Genomic DNA, 26,207 nt, shown 5'->3' with positions numbered 1-26,207 from the left:
CCATGAGCCTGCCCCTCTTTGCGCTGGCCGCGCTCGCCGAGATCGCCGGCTGCTTTGCCTTCTGGCATGTGGTGCGCGCGGGCGGCAGCCCGCTTTGGCTCGCGCCCGGCGTCCTCAGCCTCGTCGCCTTCGCCGCCCTTCTGACGCAGGTGGAAGCGGATGCCGCCGGTCGCGCCTTCGCCGCCTATGGCGGCATCTATATCCTCGCCTCACTCGGCTGGATGTGGGCGGCGGAAGGCGTGCGGCCCGATCGGTTCGATGCGCTGGGCGCCGCCATCTGCCTTGCCGGGGCCTGCGTCATCCTGTTCGCCCCGCGCGGCTGAGCCGGGGCGGAAGACCGGGAGCGTGGAACGCCCCCGGTCCGGTCCTTACGCCGCCGACAGATCGTTCACGAAGGCCTGCACCGTCCGGTGGAGGTCATCGATCTGGGTGGAGAGGTCGGACGAGAGCGAGAGCAGGGTCTTCGAGACCGTCTCCGTCACTTCCGCCGTCTGGCGCACGCCCGCCACACTCTCGGTGACCAGGGTCGTGCCCCTCGCCGCCTGCTGGCAGTTGCTCGCGATCTCGCCGGTCGCCGCGCTCTGCTGCTCGACCGCCCCGGCGATGGCGGTGGAGATGGATTTCACCGAGCTGATCGTCTCGGTGATCTGGGCCATGGAGCGCACCGTCAGGCCCGTCGCCTCCTGGATCTCGGCGATGCGCGTGCCGATCTCGCCGGTGGCGCGGGAGGTCTGCTCCGCAAGCTGCTTCACCTCGGAGGCGACCACCGCGAAGCCCTTGCCGGCATCGCCCGCACGCGCCGCCTCGATGGTGGCGTTGAGGGCGAGCAGGTTGGTCTGGGCAGCGATGCCGTTGATGAGCTCCACCACGTTGCCAATGGAATTGGCGGCGTCGGAGAGGCCGAGAATGCGCTGGTTCGCACCCTCCACCTCGGTGAAGGCCGCACCCGCGACATCTGCCGAATGGTCCACCTGGCCGGCGATCTCCCGCACGGTCGCCGCCATCTCCTCGGCGGAGGCGGCAACGGTCTGCACGTTCGCAGAGGCCTGGCCCGCTGCGCTCGCCACCTGATGCACCTGCTGGAAGGTGGCATTGGAGCTTTCGGCGAGGCGCCGGGACGCACTGGACAGCGCGCCGGACGACTGGCCGAAGCTCTCGGCCAGCGCCCGCATGGCCTGCACGAAGCGTTCGGAGAGCTGGGCCCGCGCGTCGAGCCGGCGGCGCTCCTCGGCGTCACGCACCGCAAGGTCGGCGCGGGCCGCCTTCGCCGCGCTGAGCTGCTGGCGCATGACCTCCAGCGCCTTGGAGACGGCGCCGATTTCGTCCCGCCGCTCGCGGTCCGGAACCACTTCATCCAGTTCGTCCCGGCCAAGCCGCTCCGTCACGGCGACCAGCGTGCGCATGGGCTGGACGATCCCCTTCAGGGTCAGCACGACGGCGATCGCCACCACGACCACGAAGGCAATCAGCACCACCGCGAGGCTGAGGCGGATCAGGTCGGTGGTGGCCACCGACAGTTCCTGGCTGCGCTGGTCAGCGCTCGCCTTGGCCTCATCGGCCAGCTTCACGAGGTCACCCGCGGCGTTGCGCAGCATCACGTGGCAGTCGCCCGCAATCTGCTGCACGGCCCGGCCGATGTCCGCCTGGCCGCGCTGACCGGAGCCGAACTCAAGTGCCGGTGCGCAGGTGCGCGTATAGATGTCGCGAATGGCGCGGGAGGCCGCGTCGATGCGGGATGTGAACGCGGGAGCCTGCCGCTTGGCATCCTCCAGCGCCTTGTCGAGGCCGGCCAGGGCGTCTTCGCGCAAGGCCTTCATCTGCCGCGTCTCCTCGGGCGTGGAGACGGGCGTGCTCTGGTAGAGCCGGGTCAGGAACGACGCCAGCCAGCGGTTGGCGGTGGCCAGCGAGAAGGCCGCCGCGTCCTGGGACTTGATGAGGTCCGAATAGGAACCGCTGATGCGGTCCATATTGCCTGTCGCGTAGATCAACCCCCCGAGGTTCGCGACACCCATGAGAAACAGAAGGCCGGCGACCTTCCAAATAAGGGATGCATTCTTCAAAGACACTGGAGGCTCCGCGGTGAAAGGATCGACCGACGCAGCCCGGATCTGGAACCGGATGAAATATTATTTGATTTAATCGCCATCGCGTCCAGGATCTGGACCACATCAAGACCACACGCCCCTCCCCCCAGAGAGGCGTGATACGAAATTCAACCCGCTCGTCTGCCCCTCAAACGGCACCGGGCCCGAGAAGCCCGGCTGGCGACCGCCGCCTGAGTGCTGGGATCAGCCGCAAGACAGACCGGGGCTTTGCAGGCAAACGGGATGGCCGGATGAACGCCCGGAGGCATTTCCGCAATCCACCGCCTGTCCTGTTCCTGATCCCGTCCCGTCGCCGCCGAACATGAGGTCGGCGGCCGGCCATCACCCGGATTGAACGCAGGTCACTGGCCCTGGGCACCTGAGGTACCCAAGTCACTTATATATATGTTTGGGGCAAGCTTGCGCGGGGCCTGCAAACGGACACCCTCTGACAACCCGCACCCGAGCCGCGCATGCAGGGCTGATCCGTCGCTCAGGTTGTTCTCGCCGGCAAAAGAAGGGCCGGCCGGAAGGCGGCCGGCGCGGCCCATCATTCGATTTACGCCCGGTCGCTGCCGGACGCGGGCGACCTCAGTGGGCGCGGGAGATGCAGAAGTCCACCGCCTCGGCCAGCGCGTCCTTGGCGTGGCTCGCGGGGAACAGGGCGAGGGCATCCTTGGCCATGGCGCCATAATGCCGCGCCCGCTCGATGGTGTCGGCCAGCGCGCGATGCTTGGTCAGCAGGCCGACCGCATGGGCGAGATTCTCGTCCGTGGTCTCGCCCGTCTCGAGGCAGCGCTTCCAGAAGGCGCGCTCCTCCGCATCGCCACGCCGGAAGGCGAGGAGCACGGGAAGGGTGATCTTGCCCTCGCGAAAATCGTCGCCGACATTCTTGCCGAGCTTGGCCTGGCTGCCGCCATAGTCCAGCGCGTCGTCCACCAGCTGGAAGGCGATGCCGAGATTCATGCCGAAGGAGCGGCAGGCCGCCTGCTCCGCCTTGGGCCGGGCATTCAGCACCGCGCCAACCTCGCAGGCGGCGGCGAAGAGCTCGGCCGTCTTGCCGCGGATCACGGCGAGATAATCGTCTTCCGAGGTCTCGGTATTCTTGGCGGCGGCAAGCTGCATCACCTCGCCTTCGGCGATGGTGCAGGCGGCGGTGGAGAGGATGTCGAGGCATTCGAGAATGCCCACTTCCACCATCATCTTGAAGGCCTGGCCGAGCAGGAAGTCGCCCACCAGCACGCTCGCCTCATTGCCCCACAGCTTGCGGGCGGCGAGCTTGCCCCGGCGCATGTCGCTCTCGTCCACCACGTCGTCGTGGAGGAGGGTCGCCGTGTGCATGAACTCCACCGAGGCGGCGAGCTTGATATGGCCGTCGCCCTCATAGCTCGACAGCGCCGCGCAGGCGATGGTCAGCATGGGGCGCAGGCGCTTGCCACCCGAGGAGATCAGGTGGTTCGCAACCTCGGGAATCATCGCCACGTCGGAGCCGGTGCGCGACAGGATCAGCGCATTCACGCGCTCCATGTCGCCCTTCACCAGCCGCACCAGCGTCTCGATGGAGGGCTCCTTGGGCTCAAACGGAAGAACGACGGCCAATGATTGCTCCCGCTTGTCATTCAGCGGGGCGCACCATAGGGATGCTCCTAGGGTCCGTGCAAGCGCCCACGTGCCGCTGGGGCCGTGAAAGCACGATAAAACCCCGAAAGTGATGCGAGGAGCGGCGGGCGGCATGCGCGAGGTGGTACGCACCAACGACATCGTGCTGATTTCCGCCATCGCCGCGCTGCTGGAAGCCGCCGATATCGGCCACATGGTCGCCGACAGCCACATCAGCGCGCTGGAAGGCTCCATCGGTGTGCTGCCGCGTCGCATCCTGGTGCTGGAGGAGGACGAGATCCGCACGCGCCGCCTGCTCACGGAGGCGGGCTTCGCGGATGTCCTGCGCCGGGATGATTGAAGGCCCCCTGCCCTTCGAGACCACGCGGGATGCCCTGCTGGGCGGCCGGCTGATGCTGACCCAGCCGAGGACCGGCCACCGCGCCGGGCATGATGCGCTGCTGCTCGCGGCCCTCGCCCCCGCGCAGGCCCGCCGCATTGTCGATCTGGGCGCAGGCGTCGGCACGGCGGGCCTTGCGGTGCTTGTGCGCCTTCGCGAGGCGAGCGCGCATCTCGTGGAACTCGATCCCGCGACGGCGGCCCTCGCCCGGCAGAATGCGGCTGGCAACGGCATGTCGGACCGCTGCGCGATCGTGGAGGCCGATGTGCGGACGCTGGGCAAGCCGGCGGGGCCGGCCGAGCCCGCCGCGCAGGCCGCCGATCTCGTGATCGCCAACCCGCCGTTCAATGCGCGGGCCGCCCACCAGACCTCTCCCCACGCCCGCCGCGCCACCGCCCATATGGCGGATGGCGAAACGCTGATGGACTGGGTGCTCGCCGCCTATCGCTGCCTGAAGCCGGGCGGGCAGGTCGGCCTCATCCTGCGACCGGCCGATCTTGCCACGCTGCTCGACGCCCTCGCCGGGCGCTTCGGCGCGGCGGAGCTGCTGCCCGTCCATGCCCGCGCCGATGCACCGGCGGTGCGGCTGCTCGTGCGGGCCGTGAAAGGCCGCCGCACGCCCCCCGCCATCCGCCCCGGCCTCATCCTCGCCGAGGCCGACGGGCGCACGACCGCCACCGCCGATGCGGTGCTGCGGGGAGAGGCCGGCCTTATCCCCTGAGCAGGTGCGCATCCCGGTCGCATGGTTAACAAACGCCCTTACGTCAGGCGGCGATGCCTTTTATGATCCGCAGCATTCGTCTTCGTCTGCGCCGGGTTTTGGGAGGCGTGCATCATGTTCAGGGCTGGCGTTTTCAAATGGGTGGCCGTCTGCGGTCTCGGGGTCGCGCTCGGCGTTTCGCCTCTCGCACACAGGACAGCCCATGCCGGCTCCGGCCGCACGGTGCTCGGAATCGCCGCCGGCGCGCTGGTGGGTGCGGCCGTGCTCGGCGCCATGAGCCAGGCCCAGGCGGCCCGGCCGCCCGCCGCGCCCCCGAAGAAGCCCAAGACCGCCGCGTCCAAGAGCACCTCCTCGAAGACCGCGAGCCAGCAGGGCCCGGTAACCAACGTGGCGAACACGAACCAGGACCCGTTCGCGGGCGGCCCGGCCGCCGCCGGATCGGTGCCCGTCGCCGATAAGCCTTGACCGCATGCTGCCGGGGGCCGTCGTGAAAGTGCTGAGCCGCGTCGCCGGAGCCCTTGCGCTCGTGTCCCTGCTCGCGGGTCTGCCGAAGGCCGCGCGCGCGGAACCCGCCCTCTCCATGGACGAAGTGATCGGCAGGACGCGCGGCTGGACCATCGGCCTCAGCACCGGCATGGGGGGCTGCATGGCCACCGCCACCTACGAGGACCGCACGACGGTCTGGATGGGATTCGGCGGCGGCAGCAACAAGGCCTTCTTCGCCCTCTCGAACCCCAAATGGCGCTCGCTCGCCGTCGGCAATCGCTACGAGCTGCAACTGCTCGCCCGCGGCGAAGGCCGCTGGCGGGGCCGCTTCACCGGCGTGGAACTGGACAAGGAGATGGGCCTGCTGGCGCAGGATCTCGTCACCGGCTTCGTCATCGACATCGCGCGGGCCGGCGCGCTCGATGTGGTCTATGACCGCAAGATCATCGCCCAGCTCTCCCTTTCCGGCTCCATGGCAGCCATCGATGCGCTGGTGGATTGCCAGAAGAGCGTCATCGCCAGCCTGCGCACCGAGCCGAAGGCCGGCGACGGCGCCCGCACCAAGGCGCGGGGCGAGGGGCCGCAATCGGAAGGCGGCAAGAGTTCCGGCACCGGCTTCTTCGTCTCGGAACGCGGCCATCTGCTCACCAACAATCATGTGGTGAACGGCTGCAAGAAGGTGACCGTGACGCCGGTGGGCGAGGTGGCCGTGCCCGCACAGGTGGTGGCCCGCGATCCCAACAATGATCTCGCTCTGCTCAAGGCCGATCTCACGCCGAAGGATGTGCCGGCCCTCAACACCCGCGTGCGGGTGGGAGACGGCGTGTCCGTCTATGGCTTTCCGCTCTCCGGCCTTCTCGCCAGCAACGGCAATTTCACCATCGGGAATGTGACGGCCACGGCCGGCCTCGCCGACGACACCCGCATGGTCCAGATTTCAGCGCCGGTGCAGCCCGGCAACAGCGGCGGGCCGGTGATCGACCAGAAGGGCAATATCGTCGGCGTCGTCGTCTCCAAGCTCGATGCCCTGGGGGTCGCCTCGGCCATCAAGGATGTGCCGCAGAACGTCAATTTCGCCATCAAGAGCTCCATCGCCCAGAACTTCCTCGACACCAATGGCATCGAGAGCAAGGCGAAGCTGAAGGACGCGACGCTGGAACCGGCGGCCGTCGCCGACGTGGCCAAGGGCTTCACGGTCCGCATCGAGTGCGAATAGGCCCGGTCCGCCGCTTCCACGCCCCGCCCGTCTTCCCTCGGCGGGGGGCAGTCACTACCTTCCCCTTATGTCGGATGATCTGATCGCAGCCGCAAAGCGGCGTTTCACGGACCTCCTGCCGCAGAGCTGGCGGCGGGATCTCACCCTGGTGCCGGTGGTGCGCCTCTCAGGCGCCATCGGCATGAACTCGCCCTTCCGCCAGAGCCTCACGCTCGCCGCCACAGCGCGCCTGCTGGACCGGGCCTTCGCGGTAAAGCGGGCACCGGCGGTGGCCCTGGTCATCAATTCGCCGGGCGGCTCGCCCGTGCAGTCGAACCTCATCTTCAAGCGCATCCGGGCTCTGGCCGAGGAGAAGAACAAGCGCGTCTTCGCCTTCGTGGAGGATGTGGCGGCCTCCGGCGGCTACATGCTCGCCTGCGCGGCGGACGAGATCTATGCCGATCCCTCTTCCATCGTCGGTTCCATCGGCGTCGTCTCGGCAGGCTTCGGCTTCAACGACATGCTCTCGCGCATCGGCGTGGAGCGGCGCGTCCACACCGCCGGGACCCGCAAGGTGATGCTCGATCCCTTCCAGCCCGAGCGGGCGGAGGATGTGGACCGCCTGCTCGCCATCCAGCGGGAGGTCCATGCCTCCTTCCGCGATCTCGTGCGCAGCCGGCGCGGGGCGCTGCTGAAAGGCGAGGAGGACGATCTCTTCTCCGGCGAGTTCTGGGTGGGCGCACAGGCGCTCCCCATGGGCCTTATCGACGGACTGGGCGATCTGCGCAGCGTGCTGCGGGAGCGTTTCGGCACCGATGTGCGCACGCCGCTCATCGCCCCGTCCGGCAACTGGTTCACCCGCCGGGCCAACGGCATCGGCGCGCAGATCGGTCTCGACGGCGGGATCGGTGCCGGCTTCGCGCAGGGCCTTGCGGATGTGGCCGAAGAGCGGGCGCTCTGGGCGCGCTACGGACTTTGAGCCGCAGGGGCCAGCAACGGACGCGGACCGGCGGAATGCGTTAGGATGAGGCGTCCCCGTTGCGGGGACATCGCGAGGGAGACGGAACGTGCCGCCATTTCTTCTGGCCGCGCTGGGCGCCATCGGAGCGGCCGCGCTGACCAAATTCATCGCCACCGAAAACCGGCGGGTGAACGACATCCTCGAGAAGCAGAAAGAGGCCAAGGAGGCCGGTGCTGCCGAGCCCGAGCCGACGCCGCTGGAGCGCGATCCGGCGACCGGCACCTACCGCCCCCGGAGCACGTCCGAAGGTCAGAAGGCGTCCTGAGCCGCGCTCAGTCGTTGGCGGGCGCGCGGGCGACCGCACCAGCGAGAGGCGCGCCGCCCGACATGGGGGCCACCGCCGCCTGCGCCGCCGCCACACGCCGCTCGGCCTTGTTGCGGCGGGCTTCGCTCTGGATGGAATAGAGACCGGCCGCGACCACCAGAATGGCGCCGACACTGGCCCAGATGTCCGGATAATTGCCGAACACGACAATGCCGACCGCAAGGGCAGCGGGCACCAGCACGTAGCGCAGCGGCGAGATGACCACCACCGGCGCATTGCGGAAGGCATAGATCAGCAGCAGGTTGCCGACGGCGAAGGCCGTTCCGGCCCCACACACCAGCGCCAGCATCTTCACCGTGGGGGCCGACCAGACTTCCCAGCCGGAGAAGGACAGGCCGACGAAGCCCAGCATGACCGCGCTCGCCAGGGCGATCACCGCACCGGGCACCACCGCATTGATGTTGCGGGTGAGTATGTCGCGCAGCGAGCCGCACAGCGCGGCGATCAGCGGCAGGATGGCCATGGCATCGAAAGCGGACGGCTCCGGTCGCGTCACGATGACGGCGCCGCTGAAGCCCACGATAATGGCGCACCAGCGCTTCAGTCCCACCTTCTCGCCCAGCAGCGGCACGCAGAGCGCCGTCGTGATGAGTGGGGCGGCCATGTAGATGGTGGTGGCGGAGGCGAGCGGCAGAACCGTGAGGCCGATCACATAGGAGAAGGTCGTCACCGCATCGAGGCCGGAGCGCACGAAGATGCGGCGGTCTGCCAGATGGCGGGCGAAGCGCAACTCGCCCTTCCAGGCGATGAGCGCCGTCAGGAGCGCCGCTGCGAAGATCGAGCGGATGGCAATGACTTCACCGACCGGGAAGTCCACCACCGCGATCTTGAGCAGGGTGTCGTTGGTGATGAAGCAGCCCATCGCGGCGATCATCGCCACGATCCCACGCATGGCAGACGCGGGGTTCATGGGGCACACCCGAAACAGGGCTCATCCGCAAGCCGATACGCCGACGCACTCACGACACCCTCGTTCCGGGGCAATTTCCTCTACGAAACGATTAGCTTATTTGACGTGAGGTCGCCGTTGCGCATTTCACCGGGCTCCGAGACAAGCCCGGCGCCCGCCGCATGGCCCCGCCTCCCCTTCGCCCCAATCCAGAACGGTTCCTAACCGCCGGTGGTACTCATGTGGCGGGAGACCGCCGGCTGGCGGGTCTGGCGGTCGATCACGAAGTCATGGCCCTTGGGCTTGCGGAAGATGGCCGCATCGATCGCCGCCTGGAGCACGCCGTCATCGGCGCTGGCCCGGAGCGGCGCGCGCAGGTCGGCCGCATCGTCCTGGCCGAGGCACATGTAGAGCGTGCCCGTGCAGGTGACGCGCACGCGGTTGCAGCCCTCGCAGAAATTGTGGGTCATCGGCGTGATGAAGCCGAGCCGGCCGCCGGTCTCCTTCACCGAGACATAGCGGGCGGGGCCGCCGGTGCGATAGTCGATGTCGGTGAGGGTGTAGCGGGTCGCGAGATCCTCGCGCACCTTGGAGAGCGGTAGATATTGGTCCACCCGCTCCGCACCCACCTCGCCGAGCGGCATCACCTCGATGAGCGACAGGTCGTGCCCCTCCCCGTGCGCCCATTCCATGAGGCTCGGGATTTCGTGCTCGTTCACATCCTTCAGCGCCACCGCATTGAGCTTCACATGGATGCCCGCGCGCTGCGCCGCCTTCACGCCCTCCAGCACCTTGGCGAGATCACCCCAGCGGGTGATGGCGCGGAACTTGTCCGGGTCCAGCGTATCGATGGACACGTTGATGCGCTTCACGCCGCAGGCAGCCAGATCGCCGGCGAAGCGGGCGAGCTGCGAGCCGTTGGTGGTGAGGGTGAGTTCTTCGAGCCGCCCGGTCTCGAGATGGCGGGAGAGCGAGCGGAACAGGGTCATCACGTCGCGCCGCACCAGGGGCTCGCCGCCGGTGAGGCGCAGCTTGCGCACGCCACGGGCGACAAATGCGGAGCACAGGCGATCGAGTTCCTCCAGCGTCAGCAGGTCGGGCTTCGGCAGGAAGGTCATGTGCTCGGACATGCAATAGACACAGCGGAAATCGCACCGGTCCGTCACCGAGACACGCAGATAGCTCACGGCACGGCCGAAGGTGTCCACCAGCGGACCAAGGGCCGTTGCGGAACCGCCGCTGCGATCGCCAAGATCGCGGGTCACAAACGCCACGCCTGCCTCCTCACACCCTGACAGCTCCCTGCCGGCCGGTCTGGCGCCGGCTCGGGCATCTCCCTTATATCGTATGCAAGGTGCCGTTTGGTAGGCCGGCGGCTGCAATGACCCGGCGAACGGGCAACCTGCCGGCACGGAGTTCATGCATGACCGATACGCCTTCGCCCGAAACCGCTGGAACCGCCGCAGAAGCCTCCACCTGGCCCAGCGAAATCCGGCTTTCGCCCGACAAGAGCGCCCTCACCGTGACCTTCGAGGACGGCGCCCGCTTCACGCTGGCGGCCGAATATCTGCGGGTGGAGAGCCCCTCCGCCGAGGTCCAGGGCCACGCGCCACACCAGAAAGTGACCGTGCCGGGCAAGCGGAGCGTGAAGATCAAGGAGCTTCACCCGGTGGGCACCTACGCCATCCGGCCGGTGTTCGACGACGGCCACTCCACCGGCATCTATGCCTGGCCGGTCCTGCGCACCATGGGTGAAGAGCAGGAAGAACGCTTCGGCGCCTATCTGAAGGCGCTGGAAGAACAGGGCCTCTCCCGGGACTGAGGGGCGGCAGATGGCGGGGGAGCCCGCCTGGCTGAGGGAAAGCCTTCCCCCTTGCGCGGGAGCGTTCGCCGCCGAAGCAACGTAGCGGCCCGCAGACGCGAAAGGGGACAAGGGACGCGCGCTTGAGAGAACGACCCGGCTCCAGCGCACCCGGCAAAGCCCTCCCCCCTTGTGGGGGAGGGGTGGGAGGGGGGTAATGCCCTCTCCACATAAGCAACGCCCGGAGTGTCAATCGCGCGGGCAGGACGAAGAACGCGCGTTCTGCCCCGGCCGTTTTACCCCCCTCCCTGCCCTCCCCCACAAGGGGGGAGGGTTCCCCGCCTAAAGGGAGGCGCCCGACAGGCGGAAAGGGAATAGGTCGTGGGAGTGGGCAAACGGGCGCAGCCCCTCAGGAGAGGCCGCCGATCACCCCGTCCGCGTCCACGAAGATATGCTCGGCGGCAGGCACGGAGGGCAGGCCCGGCATGGTCATGACATCGCCGGTGAGCGCCACCACGAAGCCGGCTCCGGCCGAGAGGCGCACTTCGCGGACCGGGATCGTGTGACCGGTCGGCGCGTTGCGCAGCTTGGGGTCGGCGGAGAAGCTGTACTGGGTCTTGGCCATGCACACTGGCAGATCGCCGAAGCCGGCGGCCTCCAGTTCCGTGAGGCGGCGGGCGGCGTCCGGGCTCAGGGCCACGTCGCCGGCACGGTAAATCTCGCGGGCGATGGTCTCGATCTTTCCGGCCAGCGGCATCGCATCGGGATAGAGGGTGCGGAACTGGCTCGGCCGCGCCGCCAGCATCTTCACCTCTTCGGCCAGCGCCTCGGCCCCCGCTCCGCCCTCGGCCCAGTGGCTGCAAACATGCACGTTCACGCCGAGGTCCGCGAGCACGCCGCGTACGGCATCCACCTCGGCCGGCGTGTCGGAGAGGAAGCGGTTCAGCGCCACCACGACGGGGATGCCGAACTTCTGCATGTTCTCCACATGCCGGCGCAGGTTCGCGGCACCGAGGACCACCGCACCGGCATCCTCCTTCACCAGATCCTTGAGGCCGACGCCGCCATGCATCTTGAGTGCCCGGACGGTCGCGACCACCACGGACGCCGCCGGGGCAAGACCGGCCTGCCGGCACTTGATGTCGAGGAACTTCTCGGCGCCCAGATCGGCACCGAAGCCGGCTTCCGTCACCACATAGTCCGCCAGGCGCAGCGCGCTGCGGGTGGCGATCACCGAATTGCAGCCGTGGGCGATGTTGGCGAAGGGGCCGCCGTGCACGAAGGCCGGCGTGTGCTCCATGGTCTGCACGAGGTTCGGCTGGAAGGCATCGCGCAGCAGCGCCACCATGGAGCCGATGCCCTTCAGCGCCTCGGCCCGGACAATGCCCTTGGCGCGGGTCTGCGCCACCACCATCTGCGAGAGCCGGTCCTCCAGCTCCTCCAGCGACTTGGCGAGGCAGAAGATGGCCATCACCTCGCTCGCCACCGTGATGTCGAACCCGTCCTCGCGCGGGAAGCCGTTCGCGGGGCCGCCAAGGCCCACCACGATGGAGCGGAGCGCACGGTCGTTGAGGTCCACCACCCGCTTCCAGGCGATGCGGCGGGTGTCGATGTCGAGGGCGTTGCCCCAGTAGATGTGGTTGTCGATGAGCGCGGAGAGCAGGTTGTGCGCCGCGCCGATGGCGTGCAGGTCGCCGGTGAAGTGCAGGTTGATGTCCTGCATGGGCACGATCTGCGCCCGTCCGCCGCCGGTGGCGCCGCCCTTGGCACCGAAGCAGGGGCCGAGCGAGGGCTCGCGCAGGCACACGGCGGTCTTGGCGCCGATGCGGTTGAGCGCGTCACCGAGGCCGATGGTGGTGGTGGTCTTGCCCTCGCCCGCCGGCGTGGGGCTGATGGCCGTGACGAGGATGAGCTTGCCCGTGGGGCGGTCCTCGATCTCGCGGATGAAATCGAGCGACAGCTTCGCCTTGTGCGGCCCGTAGCGATAGAGCGCGTCCGCCGGGATGCCGAGCCGCGCGCCCACCGCCTCGATGGGCTCGGGCGTCACGGTCGCTGCGATGGCGGCATCGCTCATGGGATCGATATGGCGGGCCGTCGTGTGCATGCGGGGTCCTCGATGGCGGAAACGGACAGAGGGCTCGGTCATGGGCGCGCGCCGCCCGGAGGCGGGACGCTGGACCGGTTGAAGTGCGCCTTCAGCCTCTAGCGCGCCGCGCCCAGACGCCGCAAGCGGTCAAGCTCCTCTTCGGTGGTTGAGCGGGCGAAGGCATAGCTGCCATTCACCACCTCGGCCACGGGCTCGACGTGCCCGTCCGCCGCCACCTCGCCCACGCTCAGGCCGGCCTCCGCAGCCAGCACACCGAAGAAGCGTTCGAAGGCATGGGCCAGCGTGCCATCCTTGAGGCCCATGTCCGTATCGAAGAGGTCCAGCAGTTCCGACGCCCCCCGAAGCGGGGCGAAGATCCCCAGCCGGGCGACGAACATGGTGCCGGCCACATAAGGCGAGGTGAGCGGCGCTCCGGTGCCCAGCTCTGCCGCAAGGCGCCGCATCCAGGCCGCATTCCCTGCGCTGCCCGCATAAAGCGCGCCGTCCAGCACATGGCCTGCGGCACCCAGCAGGCCCATCTGCGGATGGGCCTCAAACACCGGCGCCAGCCGCTCGGAGCGCGCGAGCTTCAGCAGCGGCCCGGAGAGGCGCTGCAACCAGTCGCTGCCCTCCTTGCCCTGATGCGGGCTGCGCTTGGTGTGCACCTTCAACACGAGATCGTAGCCCTCGGCCTCCAGTTCCGGCAGCAGGCTGAGGAAGGGGCGCACGTCCCGCCCCCGGTTTTCGACCACCCGCAGCCGGGCAGCGGGGGCCGCGCGGGCCAGCACCGCACGCACCGCCTCGGCCTTCTCGGGCGGCGTGGTGACGAAGAGATGGGCGGGATCGAGCCCGGCAATCAGGCCCGGCAGCAGGTCCTCGTAATAGCCATGGACGACGCTTGCCAGTGAGCCGGTCCGCACGGGGCGCGGCGTGACGGGGGCCGCCGCCGGACGGCGCGCGCCGATAGCGCCGGCATAGGGCGCGCACGTGCTCGCGGTGGCGCGCAGCAGCGCATGGCCATAGCGCGCATCTGGCAAGAGATGCGATCCATTCAGCCAGTCGTTCCAGGCATTGATGAACACCAGGCTGGCGCCGGCCACCGGCCGGGCCCGGGCGATGGCGAGCACCTCGGTCAGCCACCGGGCATAATCGTCACCAAGGTCGGGCGAGACCATGATGCGGGCGTCGGCGCCTTGCCCGGGCGTGCTGTCATGCCCAGCGCAGATGCCGGGAAAGAGCGGCACCGTCGCCTGCCGCGCCCGATGCTGGGCGAGGTCCGCGACGAACATGAATTCGTCCACCGGGCCGACGAAGGCCCGCGATACGCTCTCGATGCGGCGGGGCGTCGGAAGCGGAGCCAGATCGCGCGGCGGGATTTGCACGGCAGCGGAGAAGCCGGCGCTGAGATCTGCGTTCGCGGCAAAGGGCTCCACCAGAAACAGCGGTCCACCGAGCCGCGCGGCAGCCGCCGCCTGCCACTGGTCGCCCCCCCCGCCGGAAGCGCCCAGCATCGGGCGGCCGTCGATCCGGAGCGCGCGCGGGTCGGCGAGGGCATCGAGCACATCGGCCCGCACGGCCGGCAGCGGCCCCTCGAAGAAGATTGCGATGCCGATGGCCAGGTCCGGTGTGGCAAGGATCGCCCGGAGCGCTGCGGGGAGTTCTCCATCGGCACGCAACCAGAAGCAGAAGGTATCGATGCCATGGGCCGTGGCGAGCGCCACCTCCTCCTCGACCGAGGCCGACAGGGGAAGAAGCGGCAGAACCGGCTGGACATGGCGGACGAACTGCGGACGCGCCGCTTCGATGCGGGCGGCGGTGTCGGACGGCAGGTCGCTGTAGAAAGCAACGATCCCCAGGCCATCGGCCTTGGGCGGAACGACCGGGGGGGCCGGCGGGCGCCAGGCGGGATCGCGCTTGCCCGCGGCGCGGCGGCGCATCTCCTTGGCGGCAGCGGCTTCGCGCTTGCGCTCGACGACAAAGGGAAAGAGCGCGAAACAGGCATCGCTGGCGCCGTATCGCAGGCGCCGGATGAAATCTCGTAAGGCCATGGCACCCGTCGGACTGTCCAGCCCGTCCTTGCCGGATCGGCGGCGGGATGACAAGCCCGCTGCGGTGCGAGGTTACTCCGCGGAGCTTTCCAACGTCACGGCGCTGGAGGTGTCCGGCTTGGGCTTGCGGCGGGAGGCGACGCGCGGCCGCTCGGCGCCTTCGCGCACGAACTCGCACCACATGGTGTCGACGCCGGCCAGCGTCCCCCGAAAGGTGGTCTCGCTGGTCTTCACGACGGTGAAGCACGGCTCGAAGGTCATGCCTTCGACGAAGCCGCAGACATTCTCGCCGCGCACGCGCAGCGTGTTGGGCGGCAGGCGCACATAGCGCGCGATGCCCTGCGAGCGGAGGGTGAGCGTGCCGGCCACCGACCCATCGGGAAACACCCGGCCAGCCCCGGTCGTGCCCTCGAAGCAGGTGAATGCGAAGCTGCGGCCGACCACGAAGGCCTTGGCCTGCTCCGGAGAAAGGCTCTGTGCCGATGCCGTACCCGCACCTGCGAAGACGAATGCGGCGGCGGCGAGAAGGATGCTGCGCATGGCCCTGTTTTAAATCGCCGATGGTTAACAGAACGATGCACCGCACACGGGGGAAGCTGTCAAGCGGCCGTTCCCCCGCACCGTACCCTGGCCCGGCGCAGAGCGGCGTTTCCCGCCGCCCTGTGCCCCGAATGCAACCTCAGGCCGCGCGAATCAGCGAGCGGTTCACCGGCCGCTCCTTGATGGGCAGGTTGATGACGGCGGAAGCGAAGGACAGGGCCACCGAGAGCCACCAGACGATGGAATAAGAGCCCGTCGCCTCATAGATGGCGCCGCCCAGCCACACGCCGAGGAAGCCGCCCACCTGGTGGGAGAAGAAGGCGAAGCCGTAGAGCATCGCCATGTAACGCGTGCCGAACATCAGCATCACGAGCCCGGACGTCGGCGGCACGGTGGAGAGCCAGAGCACGCCGATGGCGGCGCCGAACAGCATGCAGGAGAGTGGGGTGATCGGCAGCAGCACGAAGACGGCGATGGCGACGCCGCGGGCGAAGTAGATCCAGGCCAGCAGCCACTTGCGGGAGAAGCGCGTGGAGAGGGCGCCGGCCGCCAGCGAGCCCATCATGTTGAACAGGCCGATCAGCGCCAGCGTGGTCGCGCCCACCGCCGGGCTGATGCCCTTGTCCACGAGGAAGGCCGGCATGTGCACGGTGACGAACGCGAGCTGGAACCCGCAGGTGAAGAAACCAAGCACCAGCATGATATAGCTGGGATGGCGGAAAGCCTCGCCGAGTGCCCCGGCGATGGTCTGCCCCGGCAGGTCTGTGGCACGCGGGGCCGAGGCGGCGTTGCCGCGGGTGGCCAGCGCCAGCGAGAGCGGCATCACCAGCAGCATGACCCCGCCGAAGACGATGAGCGTCTCCTGCCAGCCCACGGAGGAGATGAGGCCGGCGGCGAGCGGGGGGAACAGGAACTGGCCGAAGGAGCCGGCGGCGGTGCCCGCGCCGAAGCCCATGGAGCGCCAGCGCTCGGGCAGCAGCTTGCCGAAGGCCGCGAGCACGAGATTGAAGGAACAGGCGGACAGGCCGAAGCCGACGAGCACGCCGGCGCTCAGATGCAGCAGGGCGGGCGTGCTCGCATAGGCCATGAGCACGAGGCCCGCCGCATAGAGCACGGCACCGCCGCACAGCACGCGGACCGTGCCGAAGCGGTCGGCAATGGCCCCGGCGAAGGGCGAGCCCACACCCCAGAGAAGGTTCTGGATCGCGATGGCGAGGCCGAACACGTCGCGGCCCCAGCCATAGTCCTTGGACATGGGCAGGAGGAAGAAGCCGGCGGCGGAGCGCGGCCCGAAGGTCAGCATGGCGATGAGACAGCCGGCCGCGACCACAAGGCCCGCAGGAACCAGAGTGCGGACGGGTTGGGGGGCTGTCTCAGGCATCGCAATGTCCGGCTGGGGCCGCGAATGGCGGCGGATCGCCCCTTATACCCCAGCGGCAGGCCGTGAATAATCAATAATAATCAAGCCGGACATGACGAGCGCTCATGAACGCAATCGCGCCCCGTCCGTAGACGGGGCGCGACCGGATGCGTCGGAGAGGACGTGGGCGGCGCCTGCGCGGCGCCTTGGCATCAGCCCCGCTGCGGGCCGCGCTCCGGGCCGCGATGCTCGCCCTTGGGACCGTGCGGCATGTCCTGCCGGAGCAGGATCTGCAGACGGTGCTTCTGGCCCTCGTCCAGCGTCTTGTAGAGCGGGTCGGCGGCGTCGGCGATCTTCTGCAGATCGGCGGCGCGGGCGCTCATGGCGGAGGCGGCGAAGCGCAGGCGGGCGATCTCGTCGGGCTTCTGGCCGGTTTCGCGCTGCTTGCGCCACTCGGCCATGCGGGTCTGACGGTCCTTCGCCACGTCGCGAAGCGTCGTCTCAAGCGTCGGCCAGAGCTTCTCCTGATCCGGCGTGAGCTTCAGCCCTGCCTTCAGCGCCGCGATCCGCGCATCGGTCAGTGCCGCCTGATCGGCCGGGGTCGGGTGCCAGCGCTCGGCCTTCTCGGCCGGCTGCGCCGCGGTGGCGGGCGCCGGGGCCGGAGACTGGGCGGTGGAGCTGGCGGCGAAGCTCGCGGCCGTGCCGGCAATGAGAGCGGCGGCGGTGGCAGCGATAATCGTCTTCTTCATGGAACGTCCTCCTTCAAGGATGTTCCAACGATGCCCGAGACCTTTGCGGGCCTCAACTTAAACTTCCGTAATGTTCAGTATAACCCAGACGAGGCGATTAATACATATTCAGGAACATTAAATTTAGGAAATATTGGTAGGGTTTGCGCGGTTGCTGAAACACGATCATTTCAGCCGATCAGGCGGCGCTGATCCCGGAGGGCAACATCTGTTTCGCCCTTCGCATAGCCCCTGCTTTCCATGTCGCAGACCCAGGCGCCGGGGCCGCCCGAGATGCGATACAGGTTGTAGCGTCCCGCGCCCCGTCCATCCTCCGGACCCGCCGAGGCGGAGGGAACGCCCACCACCGGGATCGGCGGGGCGACACCCTCGATATGGCCGAGCGAGGCCCGGTGATCGTGCCCGTGCAAGACCAGCTCCGCGCCCGCCTCGACGAGGGCAGCGCGCACCGCCGGCGCATCGCGCAGGTCACGATGGGAGTGGCGCTCGCCCACCGGCGGGTGATGAATGAGAACGACGCGAAACAGCCCCTCCGCCTTCAACTGGCGCAGAAGGGCACGCAGCCGTTCCAGTTGCGCCTTGCCGGCCTTGCCGCTGGCGAGGAAAACGGCGGTGGGAATGGCGGTCGAGACGCCGACGATGGCGATGGGGCCGCGCCGCCGCACATAGGGGAAGGCCTCGGTATCGACCGGCGTGCCGGGATGGGTCTCGTCGCCGGCAAGAAACGGCGCCCAGCGCTCCAGATGATAGGTCATGGCGGAGCGGACATAGGCATCGTGATTGCCCGGGATCACGCTCACCTTGTCCGGCGTGCCGAGCGAGGCGAGGAAGGTGGCGCCGGTGTCGAATTCCGCCGGCAGGCTCACGTTCACCAGATCGCCCGTGACGGCGATATGGTCGGGCGCCTGCGCGGCCAGATCCGCCATCAGCGGCGCCAGCGTGGACGCCCCGAAATTACGCCGCCGCGCGCCGATCCAGTTCATCATGCCGAAGAAGCGCTTGCCGAGCAGTTCCGAGAGCCGCGCCTCCGGAATGGGGCCGAGGTGCGGATCGGACAGATGGGCAAGAACGAACATGCGGCGGGATCCTTCTGACGGCGCAGCCTCTTTAGAGCACGGACCGGACAGATTGAAACGCAATCTGCCGGGGCGGTCCGTCCGGGCTCATGGCCTGCAACGCCGCAGGTCGCGATCCGGACCCATTGCAGCCCCGATTGGCGGAGACACTCCGCCGCAGCCGGCCATCTACCCCTACGTCATATGGGATGGAATGACCGCTTGACCCCACACGGCGGCCTGCCCCATCCATGGAGCACCGCCGCCCAGAGCCTGCCCGGCCTCGGTCCTCAGGAGCCCGACGCATTGTCTTCGTTCGCCCTCGCCCCTCGTGCGTGTTCCGCCTCCGGCCCCGCTCTGTCCCGTCGCATCGCCCGTCTGGCGGGGATCGCCGTTCTGGCCGCCCTGCCGCTGCTGGGCGCCGTGACGGACGCGGGCGCCACCGGCGTCAGCGTGCGCGGCACTGACATTCTCCTGGACGGCAAGCCCTTCGTGCCGAACGGCTCCTCGGGCCAGAGCCGGCTCGGACTGCTCAAGGGCACGGGCGCGAACGTGATCCGCACTTATGGCGAGGAGCCGGGCGAGATTCTCGACGCCGCCCAGCGGGCTGGCCTCAAGGTGATCGTCGGCTTCTGGATGGAGCATCCGCGCCGGGGCTTTGATTATGCCAATCGCGCCGCCGTGGAAGCGCAGCTCGCCAACCTCCAGAAGATGGTGGAGCGCTATCGCACCCATCCGGCCCTGCTCATGTGGGGCATCGGCAATGAGGTGGAGACCGAGCTCTCGCCGGCACAGGCGGAGGCCGTCTGGCCCGCCATCGAGCAGGCGGCGAAGCTCGTGAAGGTGCTGGACCCGGACCATCCGGTGATGTCCGTGGTGGCCGATACCGGCGGCGAGAAGGTCGCGGCGCTGAAGCGCGCGGCTCCCTCCGTGGACGTGCTCGGCATCAATGCCTATGGCGACAGCCTCCTGACGATCATTCCCCGCGCCCGCGCGCAGGGCTGGACCGGGCCCATCGTGGTGACGGAGATGGGCGCCCTCGGCCAGTGGGAGGCGCCCAAGACACCGTGGGGAGCGCCCATCGAGCCCACCAGCACCGAGAAGGCCGACCGGATGCAGCGCTATCTGACGGCGCTGAAGGCCCAGAAAGTGGGCGCCCTGCCCTTCTACTGGGGCCAGAAGCAGGAAGTGACCCCCACCTGGCACAGCCTCTTCCTGCCCACCGGCGAATATACCGAGACCGTGCAGGTGATGGCGCAGGACTTCGGCGGCGCCATGCCCGATGCCGCCAACCGGGCCCCCCGCATCTTCTCGCTGAAGCTTCAGGGGCCGGCGAGCGCGGAGGCGCGCACCGGCATCAGCGCCACCCTCGCCGCCACCGATCCCGACGGCGATCCGCTGAAGGTGGAATGGCAGGTGATGGGAGAGACGCCGGTGCGGGGCGTCGGCGGCGATGCGGAGCCGGTGCCGGCGACCTTCAAGGAAGCGATCCACGACGCCTCCCCGACGGGAGTGAAGGTCTATGGGCTCGAGCCCGGCCGCTACCGCCTCTTCGTCACCGTGCGCGACGGACGCGGGGCCGCCGCCACCGGAAACCTCCCCTTCGAGATCCGCTGAGAGCAAGGCCTTTGCCGAAGCTGTTCGGACCAGAGCGTCATCCCGCGAACGGCTCTTAATCTGCGGCGGGAATCCCGCTACAGCCTGAGTGATGAACAGGTCCCTCGGGACCGGGGTGGCCCCGATGCCGCGCGCTCGCGCGCGATCGGTCGGGTGCATGCGTGGCGGAGTGCCGGCGGAATGCCGAAGATCCATAAGATGATGGCCGGCGAAGCCATGGTGGGCGACGGCAACGAAGTCGCCCATATCGATCTCGTGATCGGCCCGCGCGGCTCGTCGGCGGAGACCGCCTTCGTCACGGCGCTTACCAACAACAAGGACGGCTTCACCACCCTGCTCGCGGTGCTGGAGCCGAACGTGCTGGCCAAGCCCAACACCGTCCTGTTCAACAAGGTGGTGCTGAAGGGTGCCCGTCAGGCCGCCCAGATGTTCGGCCCCGCCCAGTATGCGGTGGCGCGGGCTGTGGTGGATTCGGTGGCCGAAGGCATCATCCCGCAGGAGGAGGCGGACGACCTCTTCATCGCCGTGGGCGTCTTCATCCATTGGCAGGCGCAGGACGATGCGCGCATCCAGGCTTTCAACTATGCCGCCACCAAGCTGGCGCTGGCCCGCGCGGTCGCCGGCCAGCCCACCGTCGCCGAGGTGCTGGAAAAGGCGAAGAGCCTGCCGCCCTTCGAACTCTGAAGCGGGGTCGGCTGCGGGCCGCGCCCTACTGCGCATCCCCCATGCGGGGATGGCCGGCGGGGATGGAGGCGAGCAGCCCCACCAGTTCCGCCTGCCGGGTGAGGCCCACCTTCGCCAGCGCCGCCTTCAGCTGCGAGCGCACCGTCTCGCGTGACACGCCCAGCGTCTCCGCGATGGTCTCCACGGTCGCGCCGGCGGCGATCTTGTGCGCGACGCGCGCCTCGGCGGGCGTGAGATCGAAGAGCGAAACGAGCAGGTCCGCGGGCAGCACCGGCCGCGCCACCACGGGCGTGGCCAGAACCATGGCCGTGCAGGCGGAGAACACGTCCCGCGCAGCGCCCCTTACCGGCATGACGTGCAGCACATAGGCCCCGCGCTCGCCCTGCGCGGGCAAGGCGATGGCGCGGCCGAGCCCATGGCCGCCCTCGATCTCAGCCAGCGTCAGCGCCAGCTCCGCCTGCGCCCGCGCGTTGGCAAGCACCAGCTCGGCGCTGCACTCCCGCACCGGCTGGGGCTGGAGCTGGAGGAAGAGGCCGTTGGCATGCTCCACCCGTCCGCCCGGCCGCAGCAGCGCCGCGGGCACGCCGACCATCTGCAAGGCACTGGACGCCGCCTGCGTGCGCTCCAGCGCAAGGTGCGAGGAAATCATCGCTGCCCGCGCAATGTGCGGGTGAAGCTGGTTGAGGTGCCGGACGAAGGGCGTCTCCACCGGGCCCCGCCCCCGGCGGCGCTCCACATTGATGAAGACGGTGCGCTCGTGCGGCAGCCGCATCAGCGAGGACGCGCCCCAGCCGAGGCCACGCGGGTGGAGCCAGTCCGCATAGACCGGCTCGCGGTCGATCTCCTCGCGGCGAAACAGGTCGAGGTCGCAGACGAAGCCGCCGCGCCCGCTCGCTTCCAGTCGGGCGTTGAAGGTGTCGCGCTCCAGCCAGCCCCGCGAAATGAAAAGGTCCACCTCCTCCGCGAAGGCCTCGGAGGCAATCCAGCGGCCATCGGGCGTGAACAGGCAGGCGCCGACCCCGTCGATGCTGCGGGAAATCGACCCGAGCACCCCCGGCCAGAATTCGGGAATTGCCGCCGCCTCGTAGATCCGCCCTACAAGCGCGACAGCTTCCTCGCGCAGCATCACCACCGGCATTGCCCCCAGTGCGGCGGGCCGCCCAGCGAGCCCGCACGTCACTATGGGAGCACGCGCGGAAAATCCCAAGCGGCGGCGGAAACCCGGCCTAAAAAAAACAGGCCGCCCTGTGGGGGGCGGCCTGTCGTTTCAGAGGTCTTGCGACGGGATCACTCGGCGGCGTCGGCCGAGCCTTCCACCATCGAGGGTTCCTCGCTCTCGCCACGGGTGGCGAGAATGAGGTCGTCGCGGGAGTTGGCGGTGACACGCAGCTTGTTCATCTGCGCGCCGGTGCCGGCCGGGATCAGGCGGCCCACGATGACGTTCTCCTTGAGACCGTCGAGCGGATCGACCTTGCCGTTGACCGCCGCCTCGGTGAGGACGCGGGTGGTCTCCTGGAACGAGGCCGCCGAGAAGAACGACCGGGTCTGGAGGCTCGCCTTGGTGATGCCGAGCAGAACGGGATGACCGGTCGCGGGCTTGAGACCCTGCTCCTTCATCCGCTCGTTGGCTTCCGCCAGCTCGATGCGGTCCACCTGCTCGCCGTCGAGGAACTCGGTGTCCCCGGCGTCGTCCAGTTCCACCTTCTGGAGCATGTTCCGGACAATCACTTCGATGTGCTTGTCGTTGATGTTCACGCCCTGAAGCCGGTAGACCTCCTGGATTTCGTTCACGAGGAAGGCCGCGAGCTCTTCCACGCCCTTGATCGCCAGGATGTCGTGCGGGGCCGGGTTGCCGTCCACCAGGAAGTCGCCCTTCTCCACGACGTCGCCGTCCTGCAGATGGATGTGCTTGCCCTTGGGGATCAGGTACTCGACCGCATCACCACCTTCCGTCGGCTCGATGGTGAGCCGGCGCTTGTTCTTGTAGTCGCGGCCGAAGCGCACCGTGCCGGAGATTTCCGCGATGATCGCGGCATCCTTCGGACGGCGGGCCTCGAACAGCTCCGCCACGCGCGGCAGACCGCCCGTGATGTCGCGGGTCTTGGCGCTCTCCATCGGCACGCGGGCGACGACGTCACCCGCCTTGATGGTCTGGCCGGGATCCACCGAGATGATGGCCTCCACGGGCAGCGTGTAGCGGGCATCGCCGCCACGCGGGAGCTTCGAGACCTTGCCGTCCTTGCCCTTCAGCACGATGGCCGGGCGCAGGTCGGCGCCGCGGACGCTGCGGCTGTCGGTGACGACGCGCTTTGCGATGCCGGTCGCCTCGTCGACCGCCTCGCTCATGGACTGGCCTTCCACCAGATCCTCGAAGCCGACGGTGCCGTCCACTTCGGTGAGGATCGGGCGGGTGTAGGGGTCCCACTCCGCGATGCGCTGGCCGCGCTTGACCGTATCGCCCTCGTCCACCTTCAGACGCGAGCCATACTGGATGCGGTGCACCGCACGCTCAGTGCCGTCATGGTCCACGACCACGATGGCGAGGTTGCGCGCCATGACCACGAGGTCGCCTTCCGAGTTCCGCGCCACGTTGCGGTTGCGGACGCGGACGGTGCCCTCGAAGTTGGTCTCCACGAAGGAGCTATCCGCGAGCTGCGCGGCGCCGCCGATGTGGAAGGTACGCATGGTGAGCTGGGTGCCCGGCTCGCCGATGGACTGCGCCGCGATGACGCCGACCGCTTCGCCCATGTTGACGGGCGTGCCGCGGGCAAGATCGCGCCCGTAGCAGGTGCCGCACACGCCGTTGCGGGTCTCGCAGGTCAGCACCGACCGGATCTTGATCTCCTGGATGCCGGACTTGTTGATCCGCTCGATGTGGTGCTCCTCGATCATCGTCCCCTTCGGCACTATGATGTCGCCGGTCGCCGGCTCGACCACGTCTTCCACGGCCGTGCGGCCGAGAACACGCGAGGCGAGCGAAGCCACCACCTGCCCCGAGTCGATGATGGCGCGCATGTGGATGCCATTATTCGAGCCGCAGTCGCGCTCGTTGATAATGGAGTCCTGCGCCACGTCGACGAGACGACGGGTGAGGTAACCGGAGTTCGCCGTCTTCAGCGCGGTGTCGGCGAGACCCTTACGGGCACCGTGGGTGGAGTTGAAGTACTCCATCACGGTCAGGCCTTCCTTGAAGTTCGAGATGATCGGGCTCTCGATGATCTCGCCGGAGGGCTTCGCCATGAGGCCGCGCATGCCGGCCAGCTGCTTCATCTGGGCCGGCGAACCACGCGCCCCCGAGTGGGACATCATGTAGATCGAGTTGATCTGCTTCTCGCGGCCGGTCTCGGGGTCCTTCTTGACCGCCGAGATCTCCTTCATCATCTCGTCGGCGATGCGATCGGTACACTTGCCCCACGCATCGACGACCTTGTTGTACTTCTCACCCTGGGTGATCAGGCCGTCGTTGTACTGCTGCTCGTATTCCTTCGTGAGGGTGCGGGTCTCCTCGACGAGCTGCCACTTCTTCGCCGGGACGACCATGTCGTCCTTGCCGAAGGAAATGCCGGCGCGGAACGCGTTGTAGAAGCCGAGCGACATCAGACGGTCGCAGAAGATCACGCTCTCCTTCTGCCCGCAGTGGCGGTAGACCGTATCGATCATGTTGGAGATTTCCTTCTTCGTCATCAGCTTGTTGACGACGTCGAAGGGAACCTTGTGGTGCTTGGGCAGCAGCTCGCCGATCTTCATGCGACCGGGAGTGGTCTCATAGATCTTCGAGTAGCGCTTGCCGTCCGCATCCACGCCGATGTAACGCCCGCGGATCTTGGTGTGGAGCGTGATCGCCTTCGCCGCGATGGCGTGGTCGATCTCGCCCATGTCGGCGAACATCATGCCCTCGCCGGGCTCCTTCTCACGCATGAGCGAGAGATAGTAGAGGCCCAGCACGATATCCTGCGACGGCACGATGATCGGCGCGCCGTTCGCGGGGTGCAGGATGTTGTTCGTGGACATCATGAGCACGCGCGCTTCCAGCTGGGCTTCCAGCGAGAGCGGAACGTGCACGGCCATCTGGTCGCCGTCGAAGTCCGCGTTGAAGGCGGAGCAGACGAGCGGGTGCAGCTGGATGGCCTTGCCCTCGATGAGGACCGGCTCGAACGCCTGGATGCCGAGGCGGTGCAGCGTCGGGGCGCGGTTCAGCATCACCGGATGTTCGCGGATCACCTCGTCGAGGATATCCCAAACCTCCGGACGCTCCTTCTCCACCAGCTTCTTCGCCTGCTTCACGGTCGCGGAGTGACCCTTGGCGTCGAGGCGGGCGTAGATGAAGGGCTTGAACAGTTCCAGCGCCATCTTCTTCGGCAGGCCGCACTGGTGGAGCTTCAGCTCCGGACCCACCACGATCACCGAGCGGCCGGAATAGTCCACGCGCTTGCCGAGCAGGTTCTGGCGGAACCGGCCCTGCTTGCCCTTCAGCATGTCGGCGAGCGACTTCAGCGGGCGCTTGTTGGCACCCGTGATGACGCGGCCGCGACGGCCGTTGTCGAACAGCGCATCCACCGCTTCCTGAAGCATGCGCTTCTCGTTGCGGATGATGATGTCCGGCGCCCGCAGCTCGATGAGGCGCTTCAGGCGGTTGTTACGGTTGATGACGCGGCGGTACAGGTCGTTCAGGTCGGAGGTCGCGAACCGGCCGCCGTCCAGCGGGACGAGCGGGCGCAGGTCCGGCGGGATGACCGGAACGTGGGTGAGGATCATCCATTCCGGCTTGTTGCCGGAGGCCTGGAACGCCTCGACGATCTTGAGCCGCTTGGCGAGCTTCTTGGGCTTCAGCTCGGTGGTCGAGTTGGCGATCTCGACGCGGATGTCCGCGGCGAGCTTCTCGAGGTCCATGGAGCGCAGCAGCTCGCGGATGGCCTCGGCGCCGATCATCGCCGTGAAGCTGTCCTCGCCATACTCGTCCTGGGCGCGCAGATAGTCGTCCTCGGAGAGCAGCTGGCGGTACTTCAGCGGGGTGAGGCCCGGCTCCGTGACCACGAAATACTCGAAGTACAGGATGCGCTCGAGGTCCTTGAGCGTCATGTCGAGCAGCAGGCCGATGCGGCTCGGCAGGGACTTCAGGAACCAGATGTGCGCGACGGGGGCCGCGAGCTCGATGTGGCCCATGCGCTCGCGGCGCACGCGCGACAGCGTGACTTCGACGCCGCACTTCTCGCAGATGATGCCCTTGTACTTCATGCGCTTGTACTTGCCGCACAAGCACTCGTAGTCCTTGATGGGGCCGAAGATACGCGCACAGAAGAGACCGTCACGCTCGGGCTTGAACGTGCGGTAGTTGATGGTCTCCGGCTTCTTGATCTCGCCGTATGACCAGGACGAAATCTTCTCCGGGCTCGCGATCGAGATCTTGATCTGATCGAACGTGGGCGCCGGAGTGGTCGGATTGAAGAGATTCATCACCTCTTGATTCATCGCCGTCTCCTTCGGCTCGGCCGGTCAGCCCCCTGCCGCCTGGGGGCCTCGGCCGAAAAGTCCAATGTTCACCGGCAA

22 protein-coding genes are annotated in these 26,207 nt (G+C 68.2%); 10 read left to right on the top strand and 12 right to left on the bottom strand.

Going from position 1 to position 26,207, the window contains the following annotated elements; all coding sequences use genetic code 11:
- Positions 1-2: 2 nt before the first annotated feature.
- The gene (locus AZC_RS04665) at positions 3-323 is read left to right on the top strand and encodes a YnfA family protein (protein WP_012169440.1); all 321 of its coding nucleotides are present in this window, start codon (positions 3-5) and stop codon (positions 321-323) included.
- A 45-nt stretch (positions 324-368) separates the two neighbouring features.
- Here the strand turns inward: AZC_RS04665 and AZC_RS04660 are convergent, their stop codons facing one another.
- Both AZC_RS04660 and AZC_RS04655 read right to left on the bottom strand, forming a co-directional pair.
- Positions 369-1,967 (bottom strand): methyl-accepting chemotaxis protein, encoded by a 1,599-nt coding sequence (locus AZC_RS04660; protein WP_158304097.1) that lies wholly within the window; start codon positions 1,965-1,967, stop codon positions 369-371.
- A 708-nt stretch (positions 1,968-2,675) separates the two neighbouring features.
- Positions 2,676-3,683 (bottom strand): polyprenyl synthetase family protein, encoded by a 1,008-nt coding sequence (locus AZC_RS04655; RefSeq protein WP_012169438.1) that lies wholly within the window; start codon positions 3,681-3,683, stop codon positions 2,676-2,678.
- A gap of 133 nt (positions 3,684-3,816) precedes the next feature.
- Here AZC_RS04655 and AZC_RS04650 point away from each other — a divergent pair, with 133 nt between their 5' ends.
- The 6 genes from AZC_RS04650 (at position 3,817) to AZC_RS04625 (ending at position 7,771) form a co-directional block, all read left to right on the top strand.
- The gene (locus tag AZC_RS04650) at positions 3,817-4,044 is read left to right on the top strand and encodes a DUF2007 domain-containing protein (RefSeq protein ID WP_012169437.1); all 228 of its coding nucleotides are present in this window, start codon (positions 3,817-3,819) and stop codon (positions 4,042-4,044) included.
- Entirely contained in the window at positions 4,037-4,804 is a 768-nt protein-coding gene (locus tag AZC_RS04645) for a tRNA1(Val) (adenine(37)-N6)-methyltransferase (RefSeq protein WP_043878899.1), read from the top strand. The genes AZC_RS04650 and AZC_RS04645 overlap by 8 nt, the downstream gene beginning before the upstream one ends.
- 114 nt (positions 4,805-4,918) lie before the next feature.
- Entirely contained in the window at positions 4,919-5,269 is a 351-nt protein-coding gene (locus AZC_RS04640; RefSeq protein ID WP_012169435.1) for a hypothetical protein, read from the top strand.
- A gap of 22 nt (positions 5,270-5,291) precedes the next feature.
- Positions 5,292-6,506 carry a S1C family serine protease gene (locus tag AZC_RS04635; protein ID WP_244421793.1) on the top strand — a complete coding sequence of 405 codons (1,215 nt, stop codon included), beginning with the start codon at positions 5,292-5,294 and terminating at the stop codon, positions 6,504-6,506.
- 67 nt (positions 6,507-6,573) lie between these two features.
- Positions 6,574-7,464 (top strand): S49 family peptidase, encoded by an 891-nt coding sequence (locus AZC_RS04630; protein WP_012169433.1) that lies wholly within the window; start codon positions 6,574-6,576, stop codon positions 7,462-7,464.
- Between the two features lie 88 nt (positions 7,465-7,552).
- Complete coding sequence (locus AZC_RS04625) at positions 7,553-7,771, top strand: hypothetical protein (RefSeq protein WP_043878898.1); 219 nt, start codon at positions 7,553-7,555, stop codon at positions 7,769-7,771.
- Positions 7,772-7,778: 7 nt separating this feature from the next.
- Here AZC_RS04625 and AZC_RS04620 read toward each other — a convergent pair whose 3' ends face one another.
- Together AZC_RS04620 and moaA are read right to left on the bottom strand one after the other, a co-directional pair.
- Positions 7,779-8,741, bottom strand: coding sequence for a DMT family transporter (locus AZC_RS04620; RefSeq protein WP_081433899.1), 963 nt, complete (start codon positions 8,739-8,741; stop codon positions 7,779-7,781).
- A gap of 200 nt (positions 8,742-8,941) precedes the next feature.
- A complete protein-coding gene (moaA, locus tag AZC_RS04615) occupies positions 8,942-9,985 on the bottom strand; it encodes a GTP 3',8-cyclase MoaA (protein ID WP_043880014.1) in 1,044 nt (347 codons plus the stop codon).
- Positions 9,986-10,143: 158 nt separating this feature from the next.
- On the opposite strand from moaA, the gene AZC_RS04610 reads away from it, so the two are divergent.
- Positions 10,144-10,542, top strand: coding sequence for a gamma-butyrobetaine hydroxylase-like domain-containing protein (locus tag AZC_RS04610; RefSeq protein ID WP_012169429.1), 399 nt, complete (start codon positions 10,144-10,146; stop codon positions 10,540-10,542).
- A 388-nt stretch (positions 10,543-10,930) separates the two neighbouring features.
- Here AZC_RS04610 and AZC_RS04605 read toward each other — a convergent pair whose 3' ends face one another.
- The 6 genes from AZC_RS04605 to AZC_RS04580 all read right to left on the bottom strand — a co-directional run bounded on the left by AZC_RS04605 (position 10,931) and on the right by AZC_RS04580 (position 18,380).
- Complete coding sequence (locus AZC_RS04605; protein ID WP_043878896.1) at positions 10,931-12,625, bottom strand: formate--tetrahydrofolate ligase; 1,695 nt, start codon at positions 12,623-12,625, stop codon at positions 10,931-10,933.
- 98 nt (positions 12,626-12,723) lie between these two features.
- Positions 12,724-14,655, bottom strand: a complete 1,932-nt coding sequence (locus tag AZC_RS04600) for a glycoside hydrolase family 99-like domain-containing protein (protein WP_043878895.1) — start codon at positions 14,653-14,655, stop codon at positions 12,724-12,726.
- A 72-nt stretch (positions 14,656-14,727) separates the two neighbouring features.
- On the bottom strand, positions 14,728-15,195 hold the full coding sequence (locus tag AZC_RS04595; protein ID WP_012169426.1) for a hypothetical protein: 468 nt from the start codon (positions 15,193-15,195) through the stop codon (positions 14,728-14,730).
- A gap of 139 nt (positions 15,196-15,334) precedes the next feature.
- On the bottom strand, positions 15,335-16,576 hold the full coding sequence (locus AZC_RS04590) for an MFS transporter (protein WP_012169425.1): 1,242 nt from the start codon (positions 16,574-16,576) through the stop codon (positions 15,335-15,337).
- A gap of 191 nt (positions 16,577-16,767) precedes the next feature.
- On the bottom strand, positions 16,768-17,304 hold the full coding sequence (locus tag AZC_RS04585; protein ID WP_012169424.1) for a Spy/CpxP family protein refolding chaperone: 537 nt from the start codon (positions 17,302-17,304) through the stop codon (positions 16,768-16,770).
- Between the two features lie 170 nt (positions 17,305-17,474).
- Positions 17,475-18,380 (bottom strand): metallophosphoesterase family protein, encoded by a 906-nt coding sequence (locus tag AZC_RS04580; protein WP_043878894.1) that lies wholly within the window; start codon positions 18,378-18,380, stop codon positions 17,475-17,477.
- A gap of 201 nt (positions 18,381-18,581) precedes the next feature.
- On the opposite strand from AZC_RS04580, the gene AZC_RS04575 reads away from it, so the two are divergent.
- Positions 18,582-19,976: a glycoside hydrolase family 2 TIM barrel-domain containing protein gene (locus AZC_RS04575; RefSeq protein WP_244421792.1), complete on the top strand. Its 1,395-nt coding sequence runs from the start codon at positions 18,582-18,584 to the stop codon at positions 19,974-19,976.
- Positions 19,977-20,156: 180 nt separating this feature from the next.
- Entirely contained in the window at positions 20,157-20,660 is a 504-nt protein-coding gene (gene fae, locus AZC_RS04570; RefSeq protein ID WP_043878893.1) for a formaldehyde-activating enzyme, read from the top strand.
- Between the two features lie 25 nt (positions 20,661-20,685).
- Here fae and AZC_RS04565 read toward each other — a convergent pair whose 3' ends face one another.
- Both AZC_RS04565 and rpoC read right to left on the bottom strand, forming a co-directional pair.
- The gene (locus AZC_RS04565) at positions 20,686-21,798 is read right to left on the bottom strand and encodes a helix-turn-helix transcriptional regulator (RefSeq protein WP_043878892.1); all 1,113 of its coding nucleotides are present in this window, start codon (positions 21,796-21,798) and stop codon (positions 20,686-20,688) included.
- A 149-nt stretch (positions 21,799-21,947) separates the two neighbouring features.
- Positions 21,948-26,129 carry a DNA-directed RNA polymerase subunit beta' gene (rpoC, locus tag AZC_RS04560; protein ID WP_012169419.1) on the bottom strand — a complete coding sequence of 1,394 codons (4,182 nt, stop codon included), beginning with the start codon at positions 26,127-26,129 and terminating at the stop codon, positions 21,948-21,950.
- Positions 26,130-26,207: the final 78 nt, after the last annotated feature.

Source organism: Azorhizobium caulinodans ORS 571 (assembly GCF_000010525.1).
In the GTDB taxonomy this organism is placed as follows: Bacteria; Pseudomonadota; Alphaproteobacteria; order Rhizobiales; family Xanthobacteraceae; genus Azorhizobium; species Azorhizobium caulinodans.
Note: the sequence above shows the minus strand (reverse complement) of the source record. Positions and strands in the feature narration are given on the sequence as shown.

Coding starts and splice junctions, on each gene's coding strand:
- AZC_RS04665 (WP_012169440.1), top strand. CDS start 3: ATGAGCCTGCCCCTCTTTGCGCTGGCCGCGCTCGCCGAGATCGCCGGC.
- AZC_RS04660 (WP_158304097.1), bottom strand. CDS start 1,967: ATGGACCGCATCAGCGGTTCCTATTCGGACCTCATCAAGTCCCAGGAC.
- AZC_RS04650 (WP_012169437.1), top strand. CDS start 3,817: ATGCGCGAGGTGGTACGCACCAACGACATCGTGCTGATTTCCGCCATC.
- AZC_RS04645 (WP_043878899.1), top strand. CDS start 4,037: ATGATTGAAGGCCCCCTGCCCTTCGAGACCACGCGGGATGCCCTGCTG.
- AZC_RS04640 (WP_012169435.1), top strand. CDS start 4,919: ATGTTCAGGGCTGGCGTTTTCAAATGGGTGGCCGTCTGCGGTCTCGGG.
- AZC_RS04630 (WP_012169433.1), top strand. CDS start 6,574: ATGTCGGATGATCTGATCGCAGCCGCAAAGCGGCGTTTCACGGACCTC.
- AZC_RS04620 (WP_081433899.1), bottom strand. CDS start 8,741: ATGAACCCCGCGTCTGCCATGCGTGGGATCGTGGCGATGATCGCCGCG.
- AZC_RS04610 (WP_012169429.1), top strand. CDS start 10,144: ATGACCGATACGCCTTCGCCCGAAACCGCTGGAACCGCCGCAGAAGCC.
- AZC_RS04605 (WP_043878896.1), bottom strand. CDS start 12,625: ATGCACACGACGGCCCGCCATATCGATCCCATGAGCGATGCCGCCATC.
- AZC_RS04600 (WP_043878895.1), bottom strand. CDS start 14,655: ATGGCCTTACGAGATTTCATCCGGCGCCTGCGATACGGCGCCAGCGAT.
- AZC_RS04595 (WP_012169426.1), bottom strand. CDS start 15,195: ATGCGCAGCATCCTTCTCGCCGCCGCCGCATTCGTCTTCGCAGGTGCG.
- AZC_RS04590 (WP_012169425.1), bottom strand. CDS start 16,576: ATGCCTGAGACAGCCCCCCAACCCGTCCGCACTCTGGTTCCTGCGGGC.
- AZC_RS04585 (WP_012169424.1), bottom strand. CDS start 17,304: ATGAAGAAGACGATTATCGCTGCCACCGCCGCCGCTCTCATTGCCGGC.
- AZC_RS04580 (WP_043878894.1), bottom strand. CDS start 18,380: ATGTTCGTTCTTGCCCATCTGTCCGATCCGCACCTCGGCCCCATTCCG.
- fae (WP_043878893.1), top strand. CDS start 20,157: ATGCCGAAGATCCATAAGATGATGGCCGGCGAAGCCATGGTGGGCGAC.
- AZC_RS04565 (WP_043878892.1), bottom strand. CDS start 21,798: ATGCCGGTGGTGATGCTGCGCGAGGAAGCTGTCGCGCTTGTAGGGCGG.
- rpoC (WP_012169419.1), bottom strand. CDS start 26,129: ATGAATCAAGAGGTGATGAATCTCTTCAATCCGACCACTCCGGCGCCC.